Genomic DNA, 11,072 nt, shown 5'->3' on the forward strand with positions numbered 1-11,072 from the left:
TAACTTCTCCATTATTTCCTTAGTCAATTCTCCGGAAACTTTCAATTGTTTCGGTCCGGGAGAGGCGAGCTCAGTCAAGCCAGCACTGGATTTCCCACCAGGCTGGCGTGCAACAGATCCATCACCTGGAGGATCTGGTCGTGTTGGGCGGCGGGGATGGTGAGGTGGCTGGCCAGATCCTCGAGGATCCGCTGTTCCTCGGCCACCAACTCGCCGTCGGAGCGCATGATCTCGGCAGCTACGGTGAAGGCCGTGAGTCGCTGCCGCGGATCCAGCACGGCGGAGGCATGCTCCATGAGCTGGCGGCAGCCTTCCAGGCGCAGCTGGGCCAGCAGGCGGTCGAACAGCTGGATCATTTCAGCGTCCGACATATGGCGGAAGGGTTCGCGGTAATCGAGCGCATGGCGCAGAGCACGCGAGCCTGCCTTGGTGAGCACCCCATCCCAGGACACGGCCGCCAGCGCCACGGCCACGAAGGCGGTGGGTGAATCCATTGGTTGCATCGCGTTCATCACGTCCTGTGCTGGGAGCTGCGCCATTGCCTTCAGCGGAGTAATGGCGGTGATCGAAGCCAACGCCATTGCGGCCGCTCAGGCAGGCCTCCATCTGTCATGGCGAACGGCTGGGGCCTGTGGTGTGAGCTCCGCTACCAAGCGCCACCAAGCTCAGGATTCCACCACAAGCCGCAGGCCGGCGGCTTCCGCCAGCGGCTCCCGGCAGGCCGCCAGGCTCCAGCGCTCCAGGCTGAGATCCTGGGTCGGATCGGCGGAGATCAGGCCGATGCGCAGCTCGCCGCCACGGCAGCGGATGCGCAGGTCGTCCACGGCCGGCACGGGCCGCCGATCCAGCGAGGTGGCCAGCCGCAGCAACAGCGCCATCGCATTCACCGTGCGCCGCTGGTCACGGCCGGGGATCTGCAGCCAGGCCTCGTGGCGCTTCTTCGGCAGGCTCTTGCGGTGGTAGCGGGCGATCGCCGCCACCATCAACTGCTCGCTTTCGGAATAGCCCAGCAGGTCGCAGTGCCGGATCAGATACCAGCTGTGCTTGTGGTAGGCGCTGATGTTGATGTGCTGGCCGCAGCTGTGCAGCAGGGCGGCGGCCCAGAGCAGTGCCCGCCCGTTGCCGGCGTCGTCGTGCAGCACGCCGCGGGTCTTGTCGTAGAGCAGCAGGGCCTGCTTGGCCACGTGTTCGGCGCGGCGCTGGTCGACCCGGTAACGCCGGGCCAGATCGAGCACGGTGCGCTGCCGGATGCCGCTCTGGTAGGCGAAGCGGTCCACGATCAGGTCGTGGCGCAGCATCCAGTCGACGATCAGGCCCTCGCGCAGGGCCCGCTCACTGATCACCAGTTCCCGCACCTGCAGCATCGCCATCGCCTGCTGCAGCACCAGGGCCCCCGGCACGATGATCTCGGCCCGGCGTTCATTGATCGGTGGCAGCGCCTTGCGTTGCTCCAGGGTCAGCGTGGCCAGCTGGTTCACCTGGGCGTCGATGCGCTCCCGGCTCACCCGGTAGCCCTGCAGCCGCGTCGGCGGGCGCTCCTCGCTGGCGGCACAGAGCGCGGCCAGGGCCAGGGCCGTGCCGCTCGTGGCCACCATCACCGGTCGCTCCCCCCGCCGTAGCCGCCGCTTCACCCGGTCCACCGCCGGCTCCAGTGAGCCCTGGATGAAGGCCCGCAGAAAACTGAGCCGTTCCGGCGTCACCGGATCCTGGGTGATGAAATCCCGCTGCAGCCGCACCGCACCCAGCCGCGTGCTGGTGAGCTCCCTGGCATCACGGCCGTCGGCCAGGATCAGCTCCGTCGATCCCCCGCCGATGTCGAGGATGAGGTGGGGGTCATCGCCGAAGGCCATGCCCGAGAGCACGCCCAGGTAGATCAGCCGGGCTTCCTCAGGGCCGCTCACCAGCTCCACATCAAGGCCGAGCTGCTCCTGCACCGCCTGCACGAACTGGCGGCCGTTGGGGGCCTCTCGCACGGCACTGGTGGCGGCAGTGAGGATCTGCTCCACCCCGTGGCTGGTGGCGAGCTCGCGGCAGTGACGCAGGGCCAGGAAGGCGCGCTCGATCGCCGCCGTGCTGAGGTCGCCCGTTTCCGGATCGCGCTCGCCCAGGCGGGTGGTGGATTTTTCCGCCTGCACCACGCGGAAGGTGCGCAACACCGGGTCGACGGCGGCGATCAGCAGGTGGATGGAATTGGTGCCGATGTCGATGGCCGCCACGTGGCGCAGACCAGACCCTTCCGGGCGCTGCTCGGCGGCCTCCGGCAGGGCCTCCAGAGCGGCCGGCTGAGCCGGCGCCTCTGTCTGAGCCGAGTCAGTCGCTGAGGCGCTCAGCGTCGCCGCTGCGGGAGAAGGATCGGAACGGGCCATCAGCCGTCGGAACCGGCGCAGTCGGCGTCACTTTGCCATTGCAGGGCCGGTGAACCCCGGTTCTACGCTCCCTCCATGCACATCCTCGGAGCCCTGCGGGGGTGGATCGAGTTGCTGCGCTGGCACAAGCCCAGCGGTCGACTGATCCTGCTCATTCCGGCCGGCTGGGCCCTCTGGCTGCTGCCGCAGGGTCCGCCTCTCCCCTCGCTGGTGGCCTTGATCGTGGTGGGAGGCCTGGCGGTGAGCGGCGCGGGCTGCGTTGCCAACGACCTCTGGGATCGCCGCATCGATCCGCTGGTGGAGCGCACCCGCACCCGGCCCCTGGCCAGCGGCCGGGTGCGGGTGGCCAGTGCCGTGCTGCTGCTGCTGCTGTGCCTGCTGCTGGCCCTGGCGGTGGTGCTGTTGCTGCCACTGCCCGGGCGGCAACTGTCGCTGCAGCTGGCGCTGCTAGCCCTGCCGCCGGTCCTGCTCTATCCCTCCGCCAAGCGCTGGTTCCCCTTCCCCCAGCTGGTGCTCGCCCTGTGCTGGGGCTTCGCGGTGCTGATCCCCTGGGCCGCCGCCAGCGGCAACCTGGCCGGCGGCTGGCCGCTGCTGCTGGTCTGGCTGGCCACCCTGCTGTGGACCTTCGGCTTCGACACCGTCTACGCCATGTCGGACCGCAGCGATGACGCGGCGCTCGGCATCCGCAGCAGTGCGCTCACCCTGGGTGCGGCCGCCCCCGGCGCCGTGGCCCTCTGCTATGGGCTCACGTCGCTGCTGCTGGCCGCCGCTGCCGCGCTGCAGACAGTGAGCTGGCCCTTCTGGCTGCTGTGGGCTGCCGCCTCGCTGGGCATGCAGAGCGAAGCCTGGCGCCTGCGGGGCAAGCCGCCGCGCTCCCGCTTCGCGCAGCACTTCAGCCGCCAGGTGCTGCTGGGCGGGGTGTTCTGGTTGGCCTTGGTGGTCGGGAGGCTGCCGTGAGCGCCGCCGGCCCGCTGCCAGCCCTGCGGCGCGGTGATCGCGTGCGGCTGGTGGCGGCCAGCTCCGCCCTGGCTGAGCTGGGCCGCCTCCAGCAGGGAGTTGCGGTGCTGCAGAGCTGGGGCCTCACGGTGGAGATGCCCTTCGATCCCGCCCGTCGCTGGGGCTATCTGGCCGGCCACGACCAGCAGCGCCGCGCCGATCTGCAGCCGGCGCCGCTGCTGGCCTGCGTGCGGGGCGGCTGGGGCGCCGCCCGCCTGCTGGAGCAGCCCCTGCCGGAGGCCGACGGCTGGCTGCTGGGTTTTTCTGATGTGACCTCCCTGCTCTGGGCCCGCCAGGCCCGTGGCCAGGCGGGCGGGGTGCATGGGCCGCTGGTCACCACCCTGGCGGCTGAACCCGACTGGAGCCGCGAGCGCCTGCGGGCGCTGTTGTTCGGCGAGCCCGTGCCCCCCCTGACCGGGGACACCTGGTGTGCGGGGGTGGCGCAGGGTCCGTTGCTGGTGGGCAACCTCACGGTGGCCACCCACCTGCTCGGCACGCCCCACCTGCCGGACCTCGACGGCGCCATCCTCGTGCTCGAGGACGTGGGCGAAGCGCCTTACCGGATCGAGCGCATGCTCACCCACTGGCGCCTGTGCGGCGCCCTGCAGCGATTGGCGGGCATCGGTTTCGGCAGTTTCGAGGCATGTGAAGACCCCGAGAGCGAGACGCCGGCGGCGGGGGTGGCGCAGGCTCAGGCACTGCAAGACTTGGAACCGCAAGCCGAGGGCCCTGACCTTCAGAGGCCCCAGGCTGCGTCCCAGCGCTTCAGCCTCGAGCAGGTGTTGCGGGAGCGCACCGCCGACCTCGGCATTCCCGTGCTGGCGGGCCTGCCGCTGGGGCATGCGCCCGGCAATGGGGCCCTGCCGCTGGGCGTACGCGCGCGGCTGGGTGACGGCGTGCTCAGCCTGCTGCCCTAGTGGCAAGCACCGCCGCAGCAATGGTGAGATCGAAGGGGGTGGTGAGCTTGATGTTCGAGGGGGGGGCCTCGATCACGCCCACCGGCCAGCCCAGCCGCTCGAACAGGGCCGCGTCATCGGTGACGCTCCAGCCCGCCTGCTCCGCCTGGGCATGGGCCTGGCGCAGCCGCTCAAGCGGAAAGCCCTGGGGGGTCTGGGCTGCCCACAGCTCGCTGCGGTCGGGGGTGGAGAGAATGACCTGCTGACCGTCCACCCGCTTGATCGTGTCGGTGACGGGGGTGGCGGCGATCACGGCCTCGCCGGCGTGCACGCGCGCGGCACAGCGGCGGATCAGCTCCGGTTCCACCAGGCAGCGGGCTCCGTCGTGGATGAGCACGGCGCCTGCAGCGGCGGGCAGGGCCGCCAGCCCGCGGCTCACCGATTCCTGGCGTGTGTCGCCCCCTTCAATCCAGCGCACGGGGCGATCGGGCTGCGCCGCCGCGATCATCGCCTCCACATCCGCCTGATCCACGGGTTGGCCCACCACCCCGATCCACTGGATCGCCTCACAGGCCAGCACCGCGTCCAGGGTCCAGGCGAGCACGGCGCGCCCGGCCACGGGGAGCAGCAACTTGTTGCGCTGCGACCCCATACGCCTGCCGCTGCCGGCCGCGGCGATCAGCAAATGCACAAGCGGCTCCCGAACACATCGAAATCGGATCAGATTCATACAATCAGCCCGCCCGAAACCCGATCGCTGCCGCCTGATGCGAGTTCTGTTTTTGATCCCGGGCAGCGGCGCCACCCAACTTCAGGCCATGCCGGCGGTGGCCGCCACCGCCAGCCAGCTGGGGGCCACCGTTCAGGTGGCCTGCCCCCCGGCCCAGGTGTCCATCTGGAAGCTGCTGCCGGCCGTGGAGAAGGTGCTCCCTTACAGCTTTGACACCGGCGTCAGCCTGGCGGACTGGGCCAACCTGCTCGGCGCCGTGCGCGAGCCCGACTTCCAGCTCTGCCTCAACCTCGCCTCCGGCTGGCCGATCGATCTGCTGCTTTCCCTCACTCACATCCCCACCCGCATTGCCGCCGGCGGCTTCTCCGCAACCGTGCGGGTGCCTGCCCCAGGCACGGCCGGATCCGTCAACGGCAGCCAGTCGCCCACCGGCGGCTGGCCCAACCAGCAGTACGAGAGCTGGCTGCGCCCGCTGGAGATCCCGCTCGATGCTGAGGTCTTCCGTCTGCGGCTTAAGCCAAAGGCGCTGGAAGCCGCTGCCGCCGCCCTGCCGGCGGGGGATGGTCCACTGCTGCTGCTGGCGCCCAGGCCGGCGGCCGCCGCTGCCGACTGGCCTGCTGCCCACTGGCAGGCGTTGCCGGAGGCGATCCGCTCCCGCCTCCCCAACCTGCGCGTGGTGACGCCCCCGGCTGGGGCCACGCCGCAGGAGCTGGCGGCCCAGGTGGCTGCCGTGGATGTGGTGCTCAGCAGCGACCCGGTCATCACCGAACTGGCCCTGCTCACGGCCACGCCGTTGGTGGCGCTGGGTCGCAGCAGCGACAGCCTGCCGCCGCGTCAGGGGGTAAAAGGGGTCGGTATCCCTGGATCCCTGGATCAGCTGAGCGTTGCCGAGGTGCTGTTGGCGTTGGGGATGGCTTGATCCTGCGGTCATGGTCCGGCAGGCTCCTCCTGGTGCGTCATGATCCCTGCCCCTCGACGTCGCCGCCGCTCGGCTCCTTCCACCGCTTCCCGGCGGCCCTGGCGCACCCCCGTGCTGGCGCTGTCGCTGCTGATCAACCTCACGGCCGTCGGCTACAGGCTCACCGAAGGCTGGGACTGGGGTGATTGCTACTGGATGGTGGTGGTCACGCTCAGCACCATGGGCTGGAGCGACGGAACCACGCAGCCTCTCTCCACGGCGGGCCGCGTCGTCACCACCCTGGCGATCGTGGGCGGGCTGGTGGTGGTGCAGGTGACCATCCAGAGCCTGCTGGGGCTGAGCGAATCGGGCTACTTCCGCCGGCTGCGCGAACGACGTTTCAAGAACTGGCTGAGCATGATGGAAAACCATGTGATCCTTTGCGGCTACGGCCGTATCGGCCGCGAGATCGCCGATCAGCTCGTCTCCGAAGGCGTGCCGCTGGTGGTGGTGGAGATGGACACTGCCCAGAAGGAGGCCGCCGAGGAGCGGGGGCTGCCCGTGCTCCAGGCCGATGCCACCCTGGACGAAACCTTGGTGGAGGCCGGCATTCATCACTGCCGCAGCCTGGTGGCCGCCCTGCCGAACAACGCCGCCAATCTGTATGTGGTGCTCAGCGCCCGCGGCATCGCCCCCCGCTGCCGCCTGATCGCGCGCTCTGACAGCGAGGAAGCGGCCCGCAAGCTGCGGCTGGCCGGAGCGGATCAGGTGGTGAGTCCTTATGTGGCGGGCGGGCGCACGATGGCTGCCACCGCCCTGCGTCCGCTGGCGGTGGGCTTCATGGAGCTGCTGGCCGGCTCCGATTGCGAGGTGGAGGAGTTCCAGCTCACCGACGATCCCCAGCGCATGGTCTCCATCAACGGCCGCAGCCTGGCGGAACTGCAGCTGGGCCGCCAGACCGGCGTGCTGGTGCTCGCGATCCGTCAGCCGGCCCCTGCCGAGCCGGTGATCAGCTACTACCGCGGCGTGGCCTACCGGGAGGATCAGCCCCGCCTGATCGCCAACCCGGGCAGTGATCTGCGCCTGGCGCCAGGGCAGCTGCTGGTGGTGCTGGGCAGCAAGGAGCAGCTGGCCCGCTTCGGGAAGCTGCTGGGGCCGGCACTGGTGAGCATGGACGCCATGGAGCGGTAGGCCTGGCGAGGCGGCCGCATACGATCGCCGCCATCGCCAGCTTCCGATGCCCGTGTCCACCGCCGCTCCCCTGGCCGATCAGGTCGCCCTGGTGACCGGTGCCAGCCGTGGGATCGGCCGTGCCATCGCCCTGGAGCTCGCTGCGGCCGGCGCCGAGGTGGTGGTGAACTACGCCGCTTCGGCCACGGCCGCCGAGGCCGTGGTGGAAGCGATCACTGCCGCCGGTGGCCGGGCCTATGCCCTGGCGGCCGATGTGTCGGTGGAAGAGCAGGTGGACTCGCTGGTGAAAGCCGTGCTGGAACGCAGCGGCCGGCTGGATGTGCTGGTCAACAACGCCGGCATCACCCGCGATGGCCTGCTGCTGCGCATGAAGACCAGCGACTGGCAGAGCGTGATCGATCTGAACCTCACCGGCGTGTTCCTGTGCACCCGTGCCGTGAGCCGCTCCATGCTCAAGGCCCGCAGCGGCCGCATCATCAACATCACCTCGGTGGTGGGTCTGGTGGGCAATCCCGGCCAGGCCAACTACAGCGCCGCCAAGGCCGGCGTGATCGGCTTCACCCGCAGCACCGCAGCGGAGTTCGCCAGCCGGGGCATCACCGTCAACGCCGTCGCCCCCGGCTTCATCGCCACCGACATGACTAGCGAGCTCAACCAGGAGCCGATCCTGGCCGCCATCCCGCTCGGACGCATGGGCCAGCCGGAGGAGGTGGCCGGGGCTGTGCGTTTCCTTGCCGCCGATCCCGCCGCTGCCTACATCACCGGCCAGGTGCTGCAGGTGGATGGCGGCATGGTGATGGGCTGAGCGGGCCGGGGAGGTTTAGCTCTCGATCGGTTGCACGAGCTCATCGCGCAGCCGGCGGATCCGCTGCAGCAGGCGCAGCCGGCGGCTGCGGGCGGTGATGGTGAGAAACAGGCGGATCGGCACGTACACCAGGGCCATCAGCAGCCCCAGCCCGGCGATCAGCAGGAAGGCCATGGCGCTGGTGCCTGCCATGGTCGGGTCCGAGGTCACGTCGCTGAGCGCGTCAGCGAGGCTGGTGCTGAGGGAGTCCTCCATGCCCCGACCCTATCGGGGGTCAGCCGCCGTTGCCCGTGCCATGGGAATGTGCAAACGCATTCGGCTTTCCCCACCGCAGCCATCCCGCTGGCCACAGGGCGCTATGGGAATCTGAACGCACTTCCAGGGCTTGCCCCAGGCGCGCCTCTTTCCACGCCCATGGCCAAACTGATCAGCTTTTCGGATGCTTCCCGCACCTCCCTCGAAAAGGGTGTGAACGCCCTGGCCAATGCGGTGAAGGTCACCATCGGCCCCCGGGGGCGCAATGTGGTGCTCGAGAAGAAGTTCGGCGCCCCCGACATCGTCAATGACGGCGTGACGATCGCCAAGGAGATCGAGCTCGAGGACCCCTTCGAGAACATCGGCGCCAAGCTGATCCAGCAGGTGGCCAGCAAGACCAAGGACCAGGCCGGAGACGGGACCACCACCGCCACCGTTCTCGCCCAGGCGCTCGTTCATGACGGCCTGATGAACGTGGCTGCCGGTGCCAATCCCGTCGGCCTGCGCCGCGGGATGGAAAAAGCCCTGGCCCGGGTGGTGGAGGGCATCCAGACTCGCGCCATCCCGGTGGCCGGTGAAGCGATCCGTCAGGTGGCCACGGTGAGCTCCGGTGGCGATGAGGAAGTGGGCCGCATGGTGGCCGAAGCCATGCAGCTGGTCACCACCGATGGGGTGATCACAGTCGAGGAATCGCGCTCTCTGGCCACCGAACTGGAGGTCACCGAAGGGATGGCCTTTGATCGCGGCTATTCCTCTCCCTATTTCGTCACCGATGGTGAGCGCCAGGTGTGCGAATTCGAGAACGCCCTGCTGCTGGTCACCGACCGCAAAATCAGTGCGATCACCGATCTCGTGCCGGTGCTGGAGGCCGTCTCGCGCGCCGGCGCCCCGCTGGTGATCCTTGCGGAAGAGGTGGAAGGTGAAGCCCTGGCCACCCTCGTGGTCAACAAGACCCGCGGTGTGCTGCAGGTGGCGGCGGTGCGGGCCCCCTCCTTCGGCGATCGCCGCAAGGCCGCCCTGCAGGACATCGCCGTGCTCACCGGCGCCACGCTGATCAGCGAAGACCGCTCCATGTCGCTCGACAAGGCGACACTCGCCGATCTGGGCCGCGTGCGCCGGATCACGATCAGCAAGGACTCCACCACGATCGTGGGCACCGAAGATCACCGCGACGCCGTGGCTGAGCGGGTGGCCTCGATCCGCCGTGAACTGTCCGCCACCGACTCCGACTACGACCGCGAGAAGCTGAGCGAGCGCATCGCCAAGCTGGCCGGTGGCGTGGCGGTGATCAAGGTGGGGGCCCCCACCGAAACGGAGCTGCGCCACCGCAAGCTGCGCATCGAAGATGCCCTCAATGCCACCCGGGCGGCGGTGGAGGAGGGGATCGTGCCCGGCGGCGGCAGCACCTTGATGGAGCTGGCTGCTGAACTCGAAGGCTGGATCGCCGGGCTCCAGGGCGACGAGCGCACCGGCGCCGAGATCCTCTGCCGTGCCCTCTCCGCTCCCCTGCGTCAGATCGCCGCGAACGCCGGTGCCAACGGCGATGTGGTGGTGGCCGATGTGCTGCGGCTGGGCAAGGGCTACAACGCGCTCACCGGTGCCTACGAAGATCTGATGATGGCCGGCATCCTCGATGCCGCCAAGGTGGTGCGACTGGCCCTGCAGGATGCGGTGTCGATCGCTGCGCTGCTGATCACCACCGAAGTGGTCATCGCCGACAAGCCCGAACCTCCCGCCCCTGCCGGTGGTGGCGGTATGGAGGGAATGGGCGGCATGGGAGGAATGGGTGGCATGGGCGGCATGGGCATGCCCGGCATGATGTGAGCCCTGCTCCCTGAGAGCTCAGCAGCAGCTCAGCCGTTCAGCGGCTCAGCTGCTGCACGTAGGCGGCCACCTGAAGATCCACGCCGGTGATGGCGGTCCCCACCACCACCGCGTCGGCTCCCCGCTGCAGCGCCCGTTGCGCCTGCTCCGCACTGGCGATGCCGCCTTCACAGATCAGCGTGGTGGTGGCCGGCAGGGCAGAGCGCAGCGGCCCCAGCAGATCCCAGGCCGGCGGCCGCAGCCCTGCCGTGCTCTCCGTGTAGCCGTACAGGGTGGTACCCACCCAGCGGCAGCCGAGGGCCGCGGCCTGCACCCCGTTGGCCACGCTGTCCACATCGGCCATCAGCAGTGCGCCAAGCTCCGTCGTGGCCCGCTCGATCAGCTCGGCCAGTGGCTGTCCGCCCGGCCGTTGCCGTTCGGTGGCATCGATTGCCACCACATCGGCTCCTGCTGCCCACACCGCCAGCAGTTCTTCCCAGCCGGGCGTGATGTACACCGGGCTGCCTGGGAAGCTGCGCTTCCACAACCCCACGATCAGCGCCTGTGGGCAGCGGCGCCGCACGGCACCGATGTGCTCGGGGCTTTCCAGGCGCACGCCGATGGCCCCGTTGGCCAGGCTGGCCTCCGCCATGGCGGCGATCACCTGCGGATCCCGCAGCGGCGAGCCTTCAGGCGCCTGCACCGAAACGATCAACCCACCCTGCACGGCCGCCCTCTCCAGCCGCTCCGCAGGTGTGACGCCGGTGATGGCAGAAGGGGCCCCGAGGGGCGTAGAGGCAGGGGGCATGGTGGGAGCTGAAATGGGGCAAGGGGCCGGTGGCCGCAGCCCAGACTGACGGCCGCGTCAGCTGCTGCGGGTGTCCTCTGAGGAGGAGTCATCCGGCAGCCAGGAGCGCAGCGAGGCCAGACCGGGATGGGAAGGAGCGGGGGCCGGCCGGCCGGCGACGGCAGCCGCAGCCCGCTCGCGCAGGGGCGGGGTGCGGCCCTGGGGCGTGAGCTCCGGGGCGATCTCCGTGGCGCTGCGGCGGGCTGGGCCGGCAGGGCGGTCCGGTTCCAGCGGCGGGCGGTGTCCCGGTGGCGGGGGGCTGGCGGGGGGGGGGGCCTGGGGCCG

At 69.9% G+C, this 11,072-nt stretch carries 11 protein-coding genes and 1 pseudogene; 6 read left to right on the forward strand and 6 right to left on the reverse strand.

The features are described 5' to 3' along the window. Positions 1–74: 74 nt before the first annotated feature. Together KBY86_RS09935 and KBY86_RS09940 are read right to left on the reverse strand one after the other, a co-directional pair. Positions 75–494 carry a tellurite resistance TerB family protein gene (locus KBY86_RS09935; RefSeq protein ID WP_094510446.1) on the reverse strand — a complete coding sequence of 140 codons (420 nt, stop codon included), beginning with the start codon at positions 492–494 and terminating at the stop codon, positions 75–77. Positions 495–665: 171 nt separating this feature from the next. After that, complete coding sequence (locus KBY86_RS09940; RefSeq protein ID WP_255140980.1) at positions 666–2,366, reverse strand: Ppx/GppA phosphatase family protein; 1,701 nt, start codon at positions 2,364–2,366, stop codon at positions 666–668. A 75-nt stretch (positions 2,367–2,441) separates the two neighbouring features. Here KBY86_RS09940 and KBY86_RS09945 point away from each other — a divergent pair, with 75 nt between their 5' ends. Next, a complete protein-coding gene (locus tag KBY86_RS09945) occupies positions 2,442–3,323 on the forward strand; it encodes a 4-hydroxybenzoate polyprenyltransferase (RefSeq protein ID WP_255140981.1) in 882 nt (293 codons plus the stop codon). After that, positions 3,320–4,279: an LD-carboxypeptidase gene (locus KBY86_RS09950; RefSeq protein ID WP_255140982.1), complete on the forward strand. Its 960-nt coding sequence runs from the start codon at positions 3,320–3,322 to the stop codon at positions 4,277–4,279. Before KBY86_RS09945 ends, KBY86_RS09950 begins: the two co-directional genes overlap by 4 nt. Here KBY86_RS09950 and ispD read toward each other — a convergent pair. Next, a complete protein-coding gene (ispD, locus tag KBY86_RS09955) occupies positions 4,263–4,949 on the reverse strand; it encodes a 2-C-methyl-D-erythritol 4-phosphate cytidylyltransferase (RefSeq protein WP_094510296.1) in 687 nt (228 codons plus the stop codon). The two genes, KBY86_RS09950 and ispD, sit on opposite strands and share 17 nt — an antisense overlap. Positions 4,950–5,025: 76 nt before the next feature. Here ispD and KBY86_RS09960 point away from each other — a divergent pair, with 76 nt between their 5' ends. Genes KBY86_RS09960 through fabG form a run of 3 tightly spaced genes read left to right on the forward strand, consistent with a single transcriptional unit; the run spans position 5,026 to position 7,882 of the window. Next, complete coding sequence (locus KBY86_RS09960) at positions 5,026–5,907, forward strand: glycosyltransferase family 9 protein (RefSeq protein ID WP_255099794.1); 882 nt, start codon at positions 5,026–5,028, stop codon at positions 5,905–5,907. A 39-nt stretch (positions 5,908–5,946) separates the two neighbouring features. Next, positions 5,947–7,077 carry a TrkA family potassium uptake protein gene (locus tag KBY86_RS09965; RefSeq protein ID WP_094510298.1) on the forward strand — a complete coding sequence of 377 codons (1,131 nt, stop codon included), beginning with the start codon at positions 5,947–5,949 and terminating at the stop codon, positions 7,075–7,077. A 46-nt stretch (positions 7,078–7,123) separates the two neighbouring features. Next, on the forward strand, positions 7,124–7,882 hold the full coding sequence (fabG, locus tag KBY86_RS09970) for a 3-oxoacyl-[acyl-carrier-protein] reductase (RefSeq protein ID WP_255140983.1): 759 nt from the start codon (positions 7,124–7,126) through the stop codon (positions 7,880–7,882). Positions 7,883–7,897: 15 nt separating this feature from the next. On the opposite strand, the gene KBY86_RS09975 is transcribed toward fabG, so the two are convergent. Further along, a complete protein-coding gene (locus KBY86_RS09975) occupies positions 7,898–8,137 on the reverse strand; it encodes a hypothetical protein (protein ID WP_144036866.1) in 240 nt (79 codons plus the stop codon). A 159-nt stretch (positions 8,138–8,296) separates the two neighbouring features. On the opposite strand from KBY86_RS09975, the gene groL reads away from it, so the two are divergent. Then, positions 8,297–9,961, forward strand: a complete 1,665-nt coding sequence (gene groL / locus KBY86_RS09980) for a chaperonin GroEL (RefSeq protein WP_255140984.1) — start codon at positions 8,297–8,299, stop codon at positions 9,959–9,961. Between the two features lie 37 nt (positions 9,962–9,998). Here the strand turns inward: groL and KBY86_RS09985 are convergent, their stop codons facing one another. Together KBY86_RS09985 and KBY86_RS09990 are read right to left on the reverse strand one after the other, a co-directional pair. After that, positions 9,999–10,748, reverse strand: a complete 750-nt coding sequence (locus KBY86_RS09985; RefSeq protein WP_255140985.1) for an N-acetylmannosamine-6-phosphate 2-epimerase — start codon at positions 10,746–10,748, stop codon at positions 9,999–10,001. Positions 10,749–10,805: 57 nt separating this feature from the next. Further along, a pseudogene (locus KBY86_RS09990) lies at positions 10,806–11,072 on the reverse strand (hypothetical protein); the annotation flags it as partial.

The sequence above is a fragment of the Synechococcus sp. Lug-A genome, assembly GCF_024345655.1.
Classification (GTDB): domain Bacteria; phylum Cyanobacteriota; class Cyanobacteriia; order PCC-6307; family Cyanobiaceae; genus MW101C3.